Below are 17,570 nucleotides of genomic sequence, written 5' to 3'. Positions count from 1 at the left end.
ATATTGCACCGCTGGATAGTACGGGGGCATCGGAGCCGACGGATGCGGATTGCCCGGCCACGTGCGGTCTTCGTCGGACCGGCCTCATGACAAGAGCCCATGGATCAATTGACTCTGAGCCCCGAACTGCTGTTGAGCATTGCGCAGATCGTCTTCATCGACATTCTGCTGGGCGGCGATAACGCCGTTGTCATTGCGCTCGCCTGCCGCAAGCTACCGCCCGAGCTGCGAAACAAAGGCATTTTCTGGGGGCTGTTCGGGGCTATCGCCCTGCGCGTGCTGCTGATCTTCTTCGCGCTGCAATTGCTGGCGTTGCCGTTCCTGAAGATCATCGGCTCGCTGCTGCTGTTCTGGATCGGCATCAAGCTGCTCGCGACCGACGACGACGACGACGGACATGCCGCCATCGTGGGCCGCTCCCATCTGCTCGGTGCGATTCGCACTGTGATCGTCGCAGACGCGGTCATGAGCATCGACAACGTCATCGCCATCGCTGGCGCCGCGGATGGTCACATCGGTCTGGTTGCCTTCGGTATCGTCATCAGCGTTCCGATCATCGTGTGGGGCAGCAAACTTGTGCTCGCGCTGATGGATCGCTTCCCATTGGTGATGGTCTTGGGTAGCGCCTTGCTCGGCTGGGTCGGCGGAGCATTGTGGCTGGGTGATGCCTATCTGGCCCCGCGCCTCGGCCAACCACCGCAGTGGGCCCATCTTGGCTCGGCGGCGATCGGGGCGGTGCTCGTGGTGGCCATCGGAAAACTGCTCGCGCAGCATCGCGGCGGGTCGTGAGGGGCGGCGCTTCGATGCGCTGGCCCTGCTCTGGTCCGGAGAATCGTCCGAGGACCCTGAATGGTTCGCGGCTGACGTCGGTGCGTCACGGAGCCGGCATCTCTCTGCCGATTCGATTCAAGACAGCGATCCGAGCTGCAGATCCAGCATCTCCTGCAGCCATTCGAAGTGCTCGTGCGCGATGCGGTGGGCTTTGGCCTCGTCGCGTGCGACCACGGCCTGCGAAAGCTTGAAATGCCGCTGGCGCAGCAGTTCGGCGATGGCGGGAGGTACGTTCGCGTTCGGGTCTTGCGTGAGCGAAAGCAGGATGCGCAGCAGCAGCGACAGCGCACGATTGCCGCATAGCGTGCTCAGATGGCAGTGCCAGTTGACGGCCGCGGCGACCGTCTGCGAATCGTCCGATTGAGCGAGCCGTTTGCCGAGCCGCTTGAGCTCGATCATCTCTTCCTCGGTGGCGCGCGTGATCGCCAAGCCGATGGCGCCGGCTTCGAGCACGCTGCGCATGTCGAGATAGTGCGACTGGCGCAGGTGAGCGCGGCGCAGGTAGCGCCTGGCCGAGTCGATGGTGTACGCCGCATCGGGCCGCCCGATCATGAGGCCGCCGCCGCGCCCGCGGCGCGGACGCGCGATGCCATGCATTTCGAGCAGGCGAATGGCTTCGCGCCAGATCGAGCGGCTGACGCCGAAGCGATCCATGAGTTCGGCTTCGGCGCCGAAACGCTCATCGGGCCAGCCGCGCGCGGCGACGTCCTGCGCGAGCGCGAGCGCGAGGCGCTGGGCGAGCTTGTCGTCGCTGTCGGGCCTTGATGTCTTGAACCACTCGTCGACGCGCGTGCGCCGGCGCCGGCTTTCGATGAACTGCGACACCTTGATCGATCGGGCGGAGAACGCCTCGGCGGCCTTGCGCGAGGCGGCTTCGTCGCCGCGCACGATGGCCTCGACGAGCTCGCGCAGGATGTCGTTGACGAGGTGCATCTCGCGGTCGCGCAGCTCGGGCGAGCCGAGCTCGGACGGCAGGATATCGAGCGTCCAGTCGCTCAGCGCGGACGAGAACAGGCTGATCACCGGGTTGGCGGCGAGTTCGGCGATGGCCGTCGGCAGCGCGAGGTGACGGCGCGCGATTTCACGCGGGAGCGTCGATCCGCGATCGAGCTCCGCAGTCAGCTGGCGCAGTCGGGCCGCGCTGAATTCGTCCGAGCGGCGGCTCGCTTCGACGGCCGCTTCGATGTCGATGAGCGCGCGGGCTTCGACGATCTCGCTCCAGCCGATGTCGCTGAATTCGAGGTGCGCGGTGATCGCATGCACGGCGGTCTGCGAGGCGGCCGCTTCGATCACCAGCCCGCCGCCGCCGCCTCCACCGCCGCGGCGCATGCGCGCGACGCCATGGCGTTCGAGCTGGCGGATGGCGTTGCGCAGGGTCTCTCGGCTCACGCCATATTGCGCCATCAGCACGGGCTCGGTGCCGAGCGAGGCTCCGGGTTGCAGCTGCTCGCGTTCGATGCGCTGCTCGATCGCAGCGACCAGCAGTTCGGCCCGCTTCGGCGGTTTTGCGGCGGCGTCGTTCAAGTGCTGTGCAGGAGCGGTGATGGGATGTGACGAAAGTGTAGGGAAACTCACAGCCGAAAGCAGCGTGCCCGAGGCTTGACCGGCTTTTTTAAATAGGACACTATCGACGCATGCCGCACCTTTTCTGAAGGGTGCCCAACCATCGACCGAGCGCCGCACCAGAGCGCGCCGGGACAGGCAGGAGGAGAAGAAGACTATGGGTGATTTCGTATTCAGCATGGACGCGCACGTCATCGAGCCGAAGACGCTGTTCGCCGAGCGACTGCCGCAGGCGATGAAGGATCGCGGCCCGCGCACCGAGAAGAAGGACGGCTTCCTCAACATCATCTGCGACAACAAGATCGTCCATCGCATGAACATGGGCGACGGCTATCACGGCCAGGAGCGTCACGGCGGCGTGCTGCCGGATCTCAATCCGCGCTTGAAGGACATGGCGCAGGATGGCATCGACGCCGAAGTGATCTATCCGACCGCCGGCGGCGTGCCGTACCTGGTCGAAGACCCCGAGCTCAAGCTCGCCTGCGTCCAGATCTACAACGACTGGTGCCTCGAAACCTTCAAGCCGCATCCGAACCGCTTCGTGCCGACTGCGCTGCTGCCGCTGGCGCCGGGCACCGTTGCGCAGGCCGTCGCCGAACTCGAGCGCTGCGTGAAGATGGGCTACCGCTCCGCGCTGGTTCCCTGCGTGCTGCCGGAGGGCCTCAAGTACAACAGCGCCGAACTCGATCCGCTGTGGGCGGTTGCGCAGGAAGCCGGCATTCCGATCTCCTGGCACGTCGGCACCGGCTCGTCGCCGGTCTACGAGCGCGGCCCGGGCGGCGCGGTCATCAACTACGTGGAAGTGGGCAACTCGGCGCAGCGCGCGGTGTTCCAGATGGTGTGCGGCGGCACGCTCGATCGCTTCCCGAACCTGCAGATGGTGACGGTGGAAGCCGGCGCCTCATGGCTCGCCTTCCTCTGCGAGCGCATGGACGAGGTCTACAACGCGCATCAGTTCTACGTGAAGCCCAAGCTGTCGATGATGCCGAGCGAGTTTGTGAAGCGCCAGGTGAGCTGCACCTTCCAGTTCGATCGCGCCTGCATCCTGTCGCGCTCGGTCACCGGCGTGCGTCCACTCATGTGGGCCGCGGATTATCCCCACCTCGAAGGCACCTTCCCGCACTCGAAGAAAGTCATCGACGGCATCTTCGACGGCATCGAGATTTCGGCCGAAGATCGCGCCGCGATCCTCGGCGGCAACGCGGCGCGCCTGTACAAGGTCGATATCGCCAAGAGCAAGGCCGACTCCGCAGCCATGGCCGCGAAGTTCGCCGCCGCGGCCTGAGCTTTCGCTGCATCGCTTCCAACACCATAGATAACGCGTCAGCGGCCGCCGGCGGCAATGCCGGCGGGTAGCGACCGAGGAGACAGCATGAGTATTTCGTTCGCCGCGTCGATGCCCGCGGCCTATAGCCTCGACCTGCCGGAGCCGAGCTCCGACATCGAACAGAACAAGCGCAATCTCGACGAATACGGCCTGGCCGTGCACAAGGGCCTGTTCAATGCCGAACAGGTCGCCGCGATGCTCGCGCGCCTCAAGGAACAGGCCGAACTCGAAGAAGAGCAGGGCGTGGCCCAGCTCAGCGACCAGAGCTCGACGAGCAAGACCTGGATCGGCCGCGCGAGCGACGGCGAGGCGCCGCCGTGCTGGCAAGGTGTTCCGATGCTCATCAACAAGGGCCGCATCTTCATCGACCTCGGCGTGATGAACCCGGTGCTGCACCAGTACGCGAATCACTGCTTCAAGAACTATCCGATGCTGCTGTCGGGCATGACCGGGCTGATCGTCAAGAAGGGCGCGACGCCGATGGTCATCCATACCGACCAGCAGTTCGTGCCGTTCCCGACGCCGACGCCGGTGTATCTGAACATGATGGTCTGCCTGACCGATTTCACTGAGGAAATGGGCGCGACGCGCGTGGTGCCCCGCAGCCACAAGTGGGGCGTGTACCCGCGCACCGCGCTGGGTCCGAACGGCACGCCGATCAACCCGGACCCGATCAACACCGTGCCGGTGTGCTGCAAGGCCGGCGACGTGATCCTGTTCGAAAGCCGCACCTGGCATCAGTCCGGCGAATCGAGCTCCGACACCGTGCGCTATTCGTTCACGCTGCTCTGGAGTCAGTCGTGGATGCGCCCGATGGACGACATCGTGCAGAGCCTGCACCAGGACGTCTACGAATCACTGCCCAAGGAAGTGCTCTCGCTGCTGGGCTTTCGCGTCGACGCCGCGGGCCGCTTCGAGCCGCGCCATCCGGGCGATCGCCAGTCGCTCAACCGCGGCATGCCGTTCGTGCCCGAGCTCACGCGCGGCGGAACCAAGAAGGCGGTTCCGTTCGGCAATCTCAAGGCCGGCCGCACTTACGGCTACGACGACGACCAGCACAAGAAGCACGTCTGATCGAAGCGGTTCTTTCCGATGTTCCTCTCTCCCGCTCGCGGGAGAGAGTCCCCGCGCAGCGGGGGAGAGAGGGTTCCTTCAAAAAGTGCGCGCACTTTCCGAGCAGCCCCTTACCCGGTCCTTCGGACCACCCTCTCCCGCGGTCGGGAGAGGGGGCTGCGGGCAGCGAATGCGCTCCGCTTTCTCCGCAAGAAGAGACGTTTCCGCGGCTGAGCGCCGCGTCGCCGGATTGCGCGTGTGCCGCTAACCCAGCGTCAGCTCCAGCATCGCCTTGCGCACCGGTTCGACGAGCGGCAGCGGGCGACGCGTCTGCGGATCGACGAACACGTGCACGAAGTGCGCGACCGCCGCGGGCTTGTCCTCGCCTTGCTTGAACAGGGCCACTTCATAACGTAGGCTGCTGCCGCCGACGCGTCCGATGCGCAAGCCCGCTTCGACGATCTCCGGAAACGTGATCGGGGCCGAGTAGACGCACTGGCTTTCGATCACCAGGCCGATCGCGTCCCAGTGCGGGCCGCGCAGCACCTGCTTCTCGATCAGCATCGTCGTCACGACGGTATCGATGAACGAGTAGTACTGCGCGTTGTTGACGTGGCCGTAGGGATCGCCGTCCATCCAGCGCGTCGGAATCGAAAGCCAGTAACGGTAGCGATCGCGCGTCTCGGCGATCTTGTCTGCGGTCTTGTCGGTCATGGATGTTTTCGGTGGTGGCGCGCAGTTTAATCCCAGCGTACCGGCAGCTTGGTCTTGCCCCAGTGCATCCACGATTCGAAGCGCTCCGGCTGGCCGTCCAGGCGCAGCTTCGGCAGCCGCTCGATCAGCAGGCGCATCGCCACCTTGGCCTCCATGCGTGCGACCGGCGCCCCCATGCAGAAATGAACGCCGTTGCCGAACGACAGATGCGCGCGTGCCTCGGCGAGCGGACGATCGATGCGGAAGCTCTCGGGGTCGGTGAACCGCTGCGGATCGCGATTCGCGCCCGTGATGTTGAACATGAGCTTGGTGCGCTCGGGCAATTGCTTGCCGTGCATCGTCACCGGGCACAGGCTCGTGCGGAAGTGTGCGAGCACCGGCGGATCGTAGCGCAGGCTTTCCTCGACGGCCGATTCGATCAGCGACGGATCGGCCTTGAGCCGCTCCCAGCGTTCGGGAGCCTGCAGCAAGCGCCACATCAGATTGCCGATGAGCCCCGTCGTCGTCTCCTGTCCGCCGGTCAGGAAGGCCAGGCAGACGTTGAGAATTTCTTCTTCGGTCAGCGGCCGTCCCTCGACCTTGGCGACCAGCGAGCGCGAGATGTAATCGTCGGGCAGCACGGTGCCGAGCAGCTGCGGCGAGGGCTCGGCTGCGCTGGCTTCGAGCAGCTTGCGGCGCTCGGCGATGAGCCCGCGGAAATGCGGCAGGATCTGGCCGAGAATGATTTCGAACGATCCGGGCGTCGGATCGTGGAACAGCTGCAATTGCAGCTCGTCGGCCCAGTGCTTGTAGTGCAGGTAATCGCTGCGCTTGGTGCCGAGCATCACGCACATCATCTGCGCGGGCAGCGGCAAGGCGAACTCGTCGTGGAAGTCGCCGGAGCCTTTCTCGAGCATGCGATCGATCAGCTCGCCGGCGATGGTCTGGGCCTCGCGCTCGTAGCGCATCACCGCTTTCGGCAGCAGCCCCGGCTGCATCGCCGCGCGAAACGCCATGTGGAACGGCGGGTCGGTCTTGAAGCCGACTTCGCTGATCGTATCCTTGGCCGCGTTGCCGTACTTGAACGACCACACCGGATTGTCGGCGAGGATGTCGCGCTTGATCTCCTCGTAGTCGCTGGTGATGTAGAACTCGTAGTGCTCGCCCTTGTAGTGATGGAAAGGGCAGCGCTCGCGCAGCTCGGAATAGGCCGCGCCGGGGTCGGCGAGCGTCTTCGCGCTCATCGGGTCGAAACGGTAGTGGTCGCCGCTCATGACTTCATCCTCCGAAAAAAGAGCGACGACACGCAGCGTCCCTCAGACGGGCGCGGCGGCCCTCGCGAGATTGTTCTTGGTCCAGCGTGCGGCGAACAGCAGATGGCCGGTCGCCCACAGGTTGCACAGCGCGAGCGCCACCATGCCGTAGGCCAGGGCCTTGCCGCCGAACTGCGGATTCAAGCCATCGCTGAGCCAGCCGACGATCTGCGGCCCCAGGCCGTAGCCGCACATGTTGCAGAGCACTTGCAGCAGCGCCATCGTGGTGCCGCGCATGTTGGTGCGCGTGAGTTCCATGGATAGCGGATAACCGGTGGCGACGATCATCGCGTTGGCGAAGTGCTGAATCGCGAAGCCGGCCACCGTGAGCCACAGCGAGCCCGCGAGAATGCCGTAGACCGCAGCAGGCACGGTCAGAAAGGTCGCGAGTGCGGTGAGCTTGGGCAGCTGCGAGGGATCGCGCTCGCTGATGCGGCTCGCGAGCCAGCCGCCCGCGAGCGAGCCGAGCATGCCGAAGGTGGCGACACCGAACGCGAGCGAAAAGCCCGCGGTTTTGAGGTTGACGCCGTAGCTGCGAATCATCAGTGGGGCGAGCCAGGCGCTCATGCCGGCGGTCACCGCCATCGCGATGACGATGCCGATCATCGTGTGCACCTGCGCACGCTGCGACCAGATGAAGCGCAGCGTCTGCATGAACGGAGGCGGTGGCTGCATGACGCTGGCGCCCGAAGGATTGGGTGTATCGCTGGCCCCGCGACGCGGCTCGCGGATGGTGCCGAGCAACAGCAGCACGAGCAGCAGTCCCGGAATACCGGCGACGAGAAACGCGGCCCGCCAGCCGTATTGCTGCGCGACGATCGCCGCGACCGCAAAGCCCACGATGGTGCCGATCTGCGTGCCCGTGTAGTAGATGCCCATCGCCATCGGCCGCGATTTGCGATCGAAGTAATCGGCGAGCAGCGACATGTTGGTCGGCGTGCCGCCCGACTCGGCTGCGCCGATGCCGATGCGCGCGAGCACCAGCGACAGGTAGCTGTTGGCGATGCCGCAAAGCGCGGTCAGCCCGCTCCAGACGAACAGCAGCGCCGACAGCAGGCGTACGCGATGCACGCGGTCGACCAGCCAGCCGAGCGGCAGCCCGGCGAGTCCGAACGCGATCGCGTAGCTCAGGCCGGCGAGAAAGCCGAGCTGGCTGTCGGACAGCGCGAACTCGTGCTTGATCGGCTCCAGCAGCAGCGTGACGATCTGCCGGTCCATGTGATGCATCGCGTAGATCAGCACCAGCGTGCTGAGCACGTACCAGCGATAGCGTGACGGCGCGGCCGTCGATGCGGCGGGCGCTTGCGAGCTGTTCACCTTGAAGTCCTCCGGGCCGTCGACACCGCCGGCCTGCGTCTGATTGTCGAGCCGGTCTGCATGGCGACCGCTTGCGCGGGCGTCCGAAAGCGATCGCGCCCGTGACGGCGAGTATAGACGCTGGAAAACTCAAACTGAAAGCGCTTCAAATTCATATGATCGGATGATCGAACTGGATATGAAGCGATTTTCATGATGAATGGTGAAACGCTTGCAATGCGCGGGATCAGGCTTCGACGGCTCCGCGCAGATAGGCGTCGATGGTGCCCGCGCAGCCGATGTGGTCGTCCTCGCCGGGCGCCGCGAAGCGCGTGATCGGTTCGAGCAGCACCGGGCCGCGACGACCGCAGGCGCAGGTCGGCGCGAAATCGATGCGCACGCGATCGCCGCCGATCACGCCACCCCAGCGACCTTCGAACAGCAGGTCGACGAAGGCGAAGCGACCTTCGACCACGCCGTCGACCCGGCCGATCAGCTCGTCCGCATTCGCATTGACGACGAGTGGAATCAGGCCGGCTGGCACGTGATAGCGCTGGGCCTCGCAGCGCGGAAGCATCAGCGCCATCTCGGTCATGCCGTAGTTCTTCGGTCGCTTGACGTTGCCGTAGAAGCGGTTGATCTGCTGCTCGTAATCGTCGGGCAGCGCGATGCCCTTGAGCCCGCCGCCCGCGGCGACGAGGCTGTCGGGGTGGAACTCGCCGTCGCCGATGCCCATGGCGCGCGCGGTCTGCATGATGATCCAGTGCTGGGCCCACATGCCCGACAGGAAGATCGGCTCGTGCCGATGCGCGAGGATCTTCTCGACCATCTGCTGAAGCCGCACTTGCGACTGCCGGTTCTTCGCCGCGCTTTCGGCTTCGAAGTCGGCGATCTCGGTCGGAGTGGCGACGCCTTCCTTCATGCGCTTGCGCAGCGTCGCGGCACGGCTCACCTCGGAGATCTTGAGCGGCTCGTCGGAGAGAAAGTGGATGTCGCCGGGCCGCCCCCAGAGCTCCGCGTTCATCAGCGAGGACTGCACGCCGTAGTTCGGCCCGCCTTTGGGAAACAGCTGGAAAACGGGGCGGTCCTGCTTCGGCGTCAGGCCGAGAAAGCCGCCCATGACGACCTTGAAATATTCGCGAAGCTGTTCGCGATCACGCAGGCTGCGATTGAGGAACGAACACTTGCCGGAGGTGCCGCTCGTCGCCATGACCTGGTGGCCTGCAGCCCACAGACGGTCGACCCAGTCGTCGACACCGCTCACATCGCGAATGTCGGTATCGCCGAGGTTCTCCACCGACAGCGTCTGCAGCCACTGCAGCATGCGATCCCAGCGCCCTTGCTCGATGAAGGACGGCGGATACGACTTGTACGCCGTGTGCGGAAGCAGCAGCGGCAGCAGGTCGTCGAGCTTGCCGATGCGCGTGACGGCGCCGTCATCGGCGCGGCGCTTGAGCAGCGGCAATTGCTCGATGCGCTGCTCGAACAGCTCCTGCGCTGCGAGCAGCTGCATTTCGGCGATCTCGCGCGCGTCGCGCTCGTAGTGATCGGGGGCGCTGCAGAGATCGAGCAGCTGGCGTCGGACGGGCGTCATGGCGGGGAGACTCAGCGGGCGAAGTCGGTCGACAGCGTCAGCGCTTCCCAGCGCGTGAGCTCGGCCTTGAGTGCATCGATCTTCTGATGCACGCGCGGCAGCACGTCGCTGCCGAGCACGAGGCGTAGCGGAGGTTCGGGCAGCTCGACGAGTTGCACCAGCACCTGCGCCGCCTTGGCCGGATCGCCGGGCTGCTGCTTGTGGAACTTGCCGAGCATCTCGCGCATGCGTCCGGCCGTCGCCGCGTAATCGTCGATCGCCGGCTGCGAATAGGCCGAGCTGTCGCCCGCGAACTCGGTGCGGAAGCCACCCGGCTCGACGATGGTCACGCGAATGCCGAGCGGGGCGACTTCGCCGGACAGCGCTTCGGACAGGCCTTCGAGCGCGAACTTCGAGGCCGCATAGCAGCCCAGGCCCGGCGAGCCGATGCGCCCGGCCACCGAAGCGATGTTGAGGATGTGGCCCGAGCGCTGCTTGCGCATCTGCGGCAGCACCGCGCGCGTCACGCGCCAGGCGCCGAACAGATTGGTCTCCATTTGCCGATGAAACTGCGCCTCGTCGGCTTCTTCGACCGCGCCGATCAGCGCATAGCCTGCGTTGTTGACGAGCACGTCGATGCGGCCGGTGATCGCGATCGCCTGTTCGATCGCGTCCGGCACACCGTTTACATCGGTCACGTCGAGCCTGATCGCATGCGAGCGTCCGGGCGCGAGCGCCTTGAATGCGTCGATCTGCTCGGGCTTGCGCGCGGTGCCGATCACGCTGGCGCCCGCATCGAGCGCCGCTTGCGCGAAGGCCTTGCCGAATCCACTCGAAATGCCGGTGATGAGCCAGGTGCGGCCCTGCTGCGATTGCGTCGTCATCGAACTCTCCTCGTTATGCGGAGAGTCTAGAAACACGCAGCGCATGCAACCCGTTCGAATCCGCCGGATCACCATGACGAATCGGACATCGCTATAGTGCATCCGTTTCCGTCATTTCGAGCGCTCCATGAGTCGCAGCGTCGCGATCCTGATCCCGCCCCGCGCCGAGTTGTCGAGCGTCGCGCTCGCGACCGATCTGTTGCAGCTCGCCAACCGCTATTCCTGCAAACGAACCGGCGAGTTGCGCGAGCGCCCGACCCGACAGGCCAAGGCGCCGCTGCGTACGCGCTGGCTATCGCTCGACGGCGCGCCGGTACGACTCGCCTCGGGCGCTGCGCTCAACGTCGATGGCGCGATCGGCAACACGTCTTCGGCGAGCTACGACGCGGTGCTGGTCGCCGCATTCGAAACGCGTGGTGCGCGCGACTGGATCAATACGCTCGGCATGCTGTCGCCGGTCGTCGACTGGCTGCGGTTGCAGGCGAAGCGCGAAACCTGGATCGCCGCCTGCGGAGGCAGCATCGGCCTGCTCGCGGACGCCGGCCTGCTCGATGGAAAGCCGGCCTGCGTTCCCTGGTGGCTCGAAGCCGCTTTTCATCGGCGCTATCCGGCCGCCGCGCTGCAGCGATCGACCGCGCTCACGCACGCGCCGGGCGTGCTGTGCGCAGGCCCGATGAGCGCCTGGCCCGCGCTCGCGCTTCGATTGCTGCGTGAAATCACGTCGCCGAACACCGCCGACTGGGTCGAGAAGACCACGCTGATCGACGCCACCGCTCCGGCTTCGCCCGAAGCCCTGCAACTGCACGGCCTCGTCGAAACCGCGTCGCTCGATCCGCTGGTGGCGCGCGCCCAATACTGGTTGCAGCAGCGCTACTCCGAGCCCGTGCGCCTCGACGAACTCGCGGCCAGCCTCGCGGTCAGCGCACGCACCTTGCTGCGCCGCTTTCGCCAGTCCACCGGCCTTGCTCCGCAGGCTTATCTGCAGCGCCTGCGCATGGAGTCGGCGCGCCGCATGCTCGATCGCACGACCTTGCCGGTGGAGCAGATCGGCCGGCAGGTGGGCTACGACGATCCGGCGTTCTTCGCGCGCCTGTTCAAGCGTGAAAGCGGGATGACGCCGAGCGGCTGGCGCAGCAGGGCGAGCTGATTCCGCCGCTGTTGTTGTATCGCGGCTCAGCCTGCGAGCAGGCGCTCGATGGCCTGCGCGTCGGGCTGCGAGATCGGCGAGAACACGATCATGCTGAGTCCTTCGGAGCCATCGACGGCGAAGGCCGAGTATTCGAGTGTCAATGCGCCGAGCGTGGGATGCTGCAAGCGCTTGCGCCCGATGCCGTGTCCGCGCACTTCGTTCTCGGCCCACAGGCGGCGGAACTCGGCGCTGGTCTGCTGCAATTCCGCGGCAAGCGCATGGGCTTCGGCGCTGCCGCCGGTCCGCGTCACGTCGACGCGAAACACGCCGAGCACGAAGCGCGCGTTCTCTTCCCAGTCGAGCAGGCGCGTGCGTGCCTTGGGATCGCAGAACAGCATTCTGAGGACGTTGCGCGCGCGCGCGGGCAGGGCGGCGTAGTCGGTCAGGAGCCTGGTGGCGGCGCGATTCCAGGCGACCACGTCCCAGCAAGGCGTCTTCACGATCGCCGCCGTGTTGGGCATGCCATCCAGCACACGCTGCAGCGCCGGCGTGACCGTGGGCGTCGGACCCGGCGCGATCGGTGGCGGTCTTTGCTGGGCGAGGAAGAACAGCATCTCGCGGCCGACCGCATCGAGCTCGAGCGCACTCGCGAGACGTTCGAGCACTTCCTCGGACGGCGATCCGCCGCGGCCTTGCTCGAGCCAGGTGTACCAGGTGACGCTGACGGCCGCGCGTGCCGCGACTTCTTCGCGCCGCAAGCCGGGTGTCCGCCTGCGGCTCGGGGCGTTCGCGTCGGGCTGCAGGCGCGAGCGCCGGTCGCGCAGGAAGCCGCCGAGCGAAGGGCCCGACGCCGCTTGCATGAGACCCTGCGAAAGAGCCGGTGTCTGCAGAAGCCTGTTAGTCGCCATACCGGTATGCGCTCCCGGCTTTTTCCGATCGTGTGCGCTCAAGAATACTGCGCCTGACTTGAACAAGGAGTCCGGGCATGAAGGTATTGGTTACGGGAGCGACGGGATTCGTCGGCAGCGCGGTCGTCGCGGAGCTGCGCGCGGCGGGACACGAAGTGATGGGCCTGGCGCGCACGGCGGCCGCCGCCGATGCGCTGTCGGCGCTCGGAGTAGGCGCGCATCGCGGTGACCTGCAGGACTTGCGCAGCCTGCGCGAGGGCGCCGCGATGGCGGACGCGGTGATCCACACCGCATTCATTCACGACTTCACGAAGTACGCGGCCAATTGCGAGATCGATCGGCAGGCGATCGAGGCGCTCGGTACCGCGCTCGCGGCCTCCGATCGTCCGCTGGTCGTGACCTCCGCGACCGGTTTGCTGCCTGCCGGGCGGGTTTCGGACGAGCAGGCCAGGCCGGCGGGCGTGCTCCCGCGCATCGCCTCCGAGCAGGCGGCGGATGCGCTCGCGCAGCGTGGCGTTCGCGTTTCGGTCGTGCGGTTGCCGCCGTCCGTGCACGGCGACGGCGACCACGGCTTCGTGCCGATGCTGATCGACTTCGCGCGCCGAAAAGGCGTCTCGGCCTATGTCGGCGAAGGCCTCAACCGCTGGTGCGCAGTGCATCGGCTCGATGCGGCACGGGTTTATCGGCGTGTGCTCGAAACCGGCGCGCGCGAATCGCGCTATCACGCGGTCGCCGAAGAAGGCATCGCGTTTCACGAGATCGCAGCGGTGATCGGCCGGCGCCTGAACCTGCCTGTCGTCGCCCCATCGGTGGCAGAAGCCCCGGCGCATTTCGAGTGGTTCGCCCACTTCGCGCAGCTCGACAGCCCGGCTTCGAGCCGGCAGACGCGCGAATGGCTCGGTTGGTCGCCGACTCAGCCTGGCCTGCTCGCCGATATCGATCGCCCCGCTTACTTCGGCGGCTGATCGCCGCCCGCGGCTTCAGAGCTTGCGCAGGCCCGGCGGCTTGTAGCGACCATCGAGCAATTCCGCCTGCGGCCAGTAAAGCCGCGCGACGACATGAAACGGCTGCTTCGGCACCGGCAGCCAGTTGGTTTCATGGGCGCTGCCGGGTGACTCGTTCTGCACGTAGAGCGTCAGCGAGCCGTCGGGGCCGTAGCGCATCGGCATGCGGTCGCTGAGCTTGTAGCGTCCGCTCGGGTGATCGACGAGCAGGCGCGTCCTGGCGTCGTAGATCGTGTACGACCAGAAGCCCTTGACGGGCGGCGGGCGATCGAAATGCAGCACGTAGCGGTTGTTGCCGTCGAGCGTGTGGCCGTCGGCGTCGAGTGCGGCGCTCATGTAGACCACTTCGGCGGATTCCGGCCCCCAGATCGCATAGTTCGCGAGCGTGGCGCGGCGCAGGAAGGCGTCGTCGCTGCCGGCGACGAGGCTGCGCGGGCCGCGCAGGTCGAGCGGATAGACCCAGCCATTGGTGGGATCGTCGAGATGCGCGACGCGCGCATGCACGCGCGCTCGCGAAGCATCGATGCCGGCCTGCATCGCGGCGCGCTGCGATGCGCTCAGTGCACTCGCATCGAAATCCGCGCCGGGCGCGATACCGATCGCGGCGTAGCGCTGCATGAGTGCCCGCTCGCTCGGGTGAATCGTGCACAGGCCCAGCACGAAGTTCAGATAGCGAACGAACTCGGGCCTGGCGCATTCGAACCAGCGCGGCGCATCAGGCTGCAGCCAGTCGATCTTCGGCGCCGGCTTCGGCGCTGCTTGCTCGAGGTAGCTCGACAGCGGTTGCAGCGAATACCGGTCCTGCAGCTTGTGCAGGGCTTCGAAATCGTCCGGACCTTCGATGGCGATGCGCATGAAGAACTTCAGCAGCCAGGTTTCGAAGACCAGCACTTCGTCGACGCCGGCCGGCGTCTCGCCGCTCCAGCCCGGGCCCGCGAACAGATAGCGGCGCGCCGCATTGCCGTGCGTGCGCGTTCCGCGGTTCAGCACGTTGTGCGTGTACAGATCTTCCATCTGGATGTTCTGGAAGCGATGCGGCTCGAACCCGGGGCTCTCGAACACCAGCGGCTCGGCGCGCAGGTCGAGCCAGCTCGACGAATACACGGTGTCGGTTCCGACCCACGGAATGTAGTTGTTGAACGTGGGCGTGGCGACGCTGCGGAAATGCTTGAAGCGGTTGACCGGCTGGCGCTCGGCCTCGGGCGCGAGTTCGAGCTGCTGCACCATGAAGCCGTAGGCCATCAGCAGCGGATAGGCGTACAGGTAGGCCTCGGCCGCGAGCGCCTGCAGCGCGTCGCCGTCGAGCGTGATCTTCTGCGTTGAAGCCATCGTGATCTCCTGCTGCGCTTGCACGCGCATCGCGGGCAGGGCGGCGAGCGCCATCAGCAACCCGCGCCGTCTGCGATTCATGGGCTCGCGTCTTCAGTTGCGACGTTCGGCCGGCACCTGGTAACGCTGCATGTAGAACGACAGCGCGCGGTAGCGCTCGTCGAGGTCGATGCCGAAATCGTCGGCAGAATAATCGTGGCCGCCGTTCTTGTGGCGCGGATGCGCGTCCAGATACTCGCGAATGCGGGCCTCGTCTTCGGCCGCGAGCGTCTTGCCGCAGACCGCGTAGATGCGTCGCACCATCGTCAGCGGGTCGGCCATCAGTTCGCGGAACTGGATGTCGACGATCGGTTGCTGCGGATGGGCCTGGCGATACGCGTTGATGCCGTTGAGCAGGCGCTCGACCGCGGACGAGATGTAATCGCCGACGACCAGCGGGTTCGGATGATCGAAGTAATTGCGAATGCCCGTGCAGGTCAGGCTGCTCAGCGAGACCGTCGCGGTGACCGGATCGCGATGCGTCTGCACGATCACCGCATCGGGGAACACCGTCATGATCTCGTCGAGATTCTCCATGTGCATCGGCGCCTTGAGCAGCCACTGGCCGCCACCGCGCAGCCACTGCAGCGTCTGCAGCACGCGCTTGAAGTAGGCGTAGCCCTGCGTGTGATCGGCGCGCTTGTAGTAGTCGACGTACGACGGCACCGCGAACGACCACTCGAAGGCCATCGAGCAGAAGCCCAGCGACAGCAGGGCGATCTCCTCTTCGGGTTCCTCGGCCTCGATCTCGTGCATCTTCATCATTTCGGGCGCGACCTGGAACAGCCGGTCGAGCGCGGCCTGGGCCGCCGCGATGCGCGGGTCGGGCTGGGCCACCGGCGCATCGGCCTGGCCGAACGGCAGCGGGAACATGAGCTCCCAGAACGGCGACCAGCGCAAGGTCGAATCGCGTGCCATCAGGCGCTGCAGGTAGGTGGTGCCCGAACGTGGGAGGCCGACGATGAAGATCGGCGCGCTCACGGGCTGATCGAGTATCCGCGGATGGCGCGTCCACAAGTCCTGCAGGCGCAGGCGCGTGACGAGCAGGTTCATCAGGCGGCGATGCGCGTTCTCGCGGCCGGCGGCATTGAGGTCGACTTCGTCGCGCAGCGAGGCGCACAGCACGCGCAGCGGTTCGGCGAACGGCCCGGGGCCGAAGTCGTCGAGGCCGGTTTCCGCGCGGGCGAGCGTCATGAGCTGCTGCGGATCGAGCGTGTAGCGCTGCTCGGCCTCGCGTAGCGCGTTCGGATCGCCCGACTGGCTGGACGGATACGCGAAATCACGCCCGCGGGCCGTGAGCTTTTCGGGCGGCGGGATCGGAATGTTCTTCAGCATGATGACTCCTCCGGAATTCTGTTGGTCTTGTCGTTTTACGCCTGCTCCAGGGCTTCCTTGCGCCCTTTGGCCGCGGTCAGCGCGAGCGCGGTGCCGAGCATTGCGGCGATGTAGGGCAGGCGTGGATCGATCTGATGCAGGCTCATCGCTGCGAGCGGCGCGATGATGTAGCCGGCCGACCACATCGCGCTGTTGAGCCCGGCGACGGCACCTTGTTCGTCGCCGCGCACCGCGTGCGAAGCTCCGGCGACGTTGCCGAGCCGCAGCAATCCATAGCCGAAGCCGCAGAGCGCGGTCGCGATCCAGATGACGAACAGGCGATCGGCGAGAATCAGGCCCAGGAAGGCGACCGCGTTGATGCCGGCACCGAGGATTTCGAGCGTGCGCGGCATGGGGCGCAGGCTCTGGACGAATACCGTCTGCGCGAGCAGCGTCGAAATCGCCGAGAACATCAGCGCGAAGCCGACGGCGCGCGGAACCTCGGCGGTCGCGACGCCGAGATGATCCATCAGGTAGAACCCCAGCGTCTGCAGCAGCGAGGCCTGCGCGAAGCTGCCGCACAAGGCGATGAGCATGGAGCTGCGCAGCCGTGCGTCGAGCGGACTCAGGCGGCCCGCTGGCGTCGCGCCTGCGACCGGCCCTTCGCTGCGCAGGCAACCGCGAACCCAGGCCCAGATCACGAGCGCGAGCGCGGCGGTCGCGAACAGCGGCGTCAGCACGCCGAGCGCGGTCAGCAGGCCGATCACGGCCGGGCCGAGCAGATTGCCGAGATTCCACGAAGCCGTGAGCCGACCGAGCGCGGTCGCGCGCTCGGCAGGCGAAACGCGGCTGACGATATAGGCCTGCGAGGCGGGCAGCGATCCGCTCGACAGGCCGCTGTAGACCAGCCGCGAGAGCAGGATCAGCGCCCACAGCGTGCCGGCTCCGATCCAGCCGGCGTAGCCGAGCAAGGCGGCGCCCGCGAACATCAATTGCGACAGCATGAAGCCGACGATGCCGGTCAGGATCACGATGCGCCGCCCGCGGCGATCGGAGTGGCGCCCCCACCAGGTCGTCATGAACGACCAGGCGATCGCGGGCAGCACATAGATCAGGCTCACGGCCTGATCGGCGATGCCGAGATCGCGCGCGACCGCAGGCAGGATCGCGAAGATCAGCGTCTGCCCGACGCCGTGCGTGAGCATGATCAGCGTCAGCGCGATCGCATCGCGCCGCGGCAAGCCCTCGGCCTTTGAGGGCGCGAATGAGCGCAGCGCATCGGCCGCCGGCGCCGGTGTCTCTGCGATCACGGGT

General features: G+C 66.4%; 15 protein-coding genes. 5 read left to right on the top strand and 10 right to left on the bottom strand.

What is annotated here, in order from left to right:
- The first annotated feature begins 99 nt into the window (after positions 1-99).
- On the top strand, positions 100-789 hold the full coding sequence (locus tag WQQ_RS04505; RefSeq protein WP_007183885.1) for a TerC family protein: 690 nt from the start codon (positions 100-102) through the stop codon (positions 787-789).
- Positions 790-906: 117 nt separating this feature from the next.
- Here WQQ_RS04505 and WQQ_RS04500 read toward each other — a convergent pair whose 3' ends face one another.
- Complete coding sequence (locus WQQ_RS04500) at positions 907-2,355, bottom strand: FadR/GntR family transcriptional regulator (protein ID WP_007183884.1); 1,449 nt, start codon at positions 2,353-2,355, stop codon at positions 907-909.
- A gap of 196 nt (positions 2,356-2,551) precedes the next feature.
- Between WQQ_RS04500 and WQQ_RS04495 the strand changes: the two genes are divergently transcribed.
- Complete coding sequence (locus WQQ_RS04495) at positions 2,552-3,679, top strand: amidohydrolase family protein (RefSeq protein ID WP_007183883.1); 1,128 nt, start codon at positions 2,552-2,554, stop codon at positions 3,677-3,679.
- Between the two features lie 87 nt (positions 3,680-3,766).
- Complete coding sequence (locus WQQ_RS04490; RefSeq protein ID WP_007183882.1) at positions 3,767-4,795, top strand: phytanoyl-CoA dioxygenase family protein; 1,029 nt, start codon at positions 3,767-3,769, stop codon at positions 4,793-4,795.
- Between the two features lie 243 nt (positions 4,796-5,038).
- Here the strand turns inward: WQQ_RS04490 and WQQ_RS04485 are convergent, their stop codons facing one another.
- The 5 genes from WQQ_RS04485 to WQQ_RS04465 form a co-directional block, all read right to left on the bottom strand.
- A complete protein-coding gene (locus WQQ_RS04485) occupies positions 5,039-5,488 on the bottom strand; it encodes an acyl-CoA thioesterase (protein WP_007183881.1) in 450 nt (149 codons plus the stop codon).
- 26 nt (positions 5,489-5,514) lie between these two features.
- A complete protein-coding gene (locus WQQ_RS24600; RefSeq protein ID WP_007183880.1) occupies positions 5,515-6,741 on the bottom strand; it encodes a cytochrome P450 in 1,227 nt (408 codons plus the stop codon).
- A 42-nt stretch (positions 6,742-6,783) separates the two neighbouring features.
- Complete coding sequence (locus WQQ_RS04475) at positions 6,784-8,097, bottom strand: spinster family MFS transporter (protein WP_007183879.1); 1,314 nt, start codon at positions 8,095-8,097, stop codon at positions 6,784-6,786.
- 226 nt (positions 8,098-8,323) lie between these two features.
- Entirely contained in the window at positions 8,324-9,670 is a 1,347-nt protein-coding gene (locus WQQ_RS04470; RefSeq protein ID WP_007183878.1) for a hypothetical protein, read from the bottom strand.
- 11 nt (positions 9,671-9,681) lie between these two features.
- Positions 9,682-10,533, bottom strand: a complete 852-nt coding sequence (locus WQQ_RS04465; RefSeq protein WP_007183877.1) for an oxidoreductase — start codon at positions 10,531-10,533, stop codon at positions 9,682-9,684.
- A 127-nt stretch (positions 10,534-10,660) separates the two neighbouring features.
- Here WQQ_RS04465 and WQQ_RS04460 point away from each other — a divergent pair, with 127 nt between their 5' ends.
- Positions 10,661-11,680 (top strand): GlxA family transcriptional regulator, encoded by a 1,020-nt coding sequence (locus tag WQQ_RS04460; RefSeq protein WP_007183876.1) that lies wholly within the window; start codon positions 10,661-10,663, stop codon positions 11,678-11,680.
- Between the two features lie 26 nt (positions 11,681-11,706).
- Here the strand turns inward: WQQ_RS04460 and WQQ_RS04455 are convergent, their stop codons facing one another.
- Complete coding sequence (locus tag WQQ_RS04455) at positions 11,707-12,522, bottom strand: helix-turn-helix transcriptional regulator (protein WP_007183875.1); 816 nt, start codon at positions 12,520-12,522, stop codon at positions 11,707-11,709.
- A gap of 125 nt (positions 12,523-12,647) precedes the next feature.
- Between WQQ_RS04455 and WQQ_RS04450 the strand changes: the two genes are divergently transcribed.
- The gene (locus WQQ_RS04450) at positions 12,648-13,535 is read left to right on the top strand and encodes an SDR family oxidoreductase (RefSeq protein ID WP_007183874.1); all 888 of its coding nucleotides are present in this window, start codon (positions 12,648-12,650) and stop codon (positions 13,533-13,535) included.
- Between the two features lie 15 nt (positions 13,536-13,550).
- Here WQQ_RS04450 and WQQ_RS04445 read toward each other — a convergent pair whose 3' ends face one another.
- The 3 genes from WQQ_RS04445 to WQQ_RS04435 are packed head-to-tail and all read right to left on the bottom strand — an operon-like array spanning position 13,551 to position 17,566.
- The gene (locus WQQ_RS04445) at positions 13,551-14,984 is read right to left on the bottom strand and encodes a DUF1254 domain-containing protein (RefSeq protein ID WP_007183873.1); all 1,434 of its coding nucleotides are present in this window, start codon (positions 14,982-14,984) and stop codon (positions 13,551-13,553) included.
- Positions 14,985-14,996: 12 nt separating this feature from the next.
- The gene (locus WQQ_RS04440; protein ID WP_007183872.1) at positions 14,997-16,277 is read right to left on the bottom strand and encodes a sulfotransferase family protein; all 1,281 of its coding nucleotides are present in this window, start codon (positions 16,275-16,277) and stop codon (positions 14,997-14,999) included.
- A 35-nt stretch (positions 16,278-16,312) separates the two neighbouring features.
- The gene (locus WQQ_RS04435; protein WP_007183871.1) at positions 16,313-17,566 is read right to left on the bottom strand and encodes an MFS transporter; all 1,254 of its coding nucleotides are present in this window, start codon (positions 17,564-17,566) and stop codon (positions 16,313-16,315) included.
- Positions 17,567-17,570: the final 4 nt, after the last annotated feature.

The sequence above is a fragment of the Hydrocarboniphaga effusa AP103 genome (assembly GCF_000271305.1).
In the GTDB taxonomy this organism is placed as follows: domain Bacteria; phylum Pseudomonadota; class Gammaproteobacteria; order Nevskiales; family Nevskiaceae; genus Hydrocarboniphaga; species Hydrocarboniphaga effusa.
The sequence above is the reverse complement of the archived record's forward strand: the minus strand, read 5'-3'. Positions and strand labels throughout refer to the sequence as shown.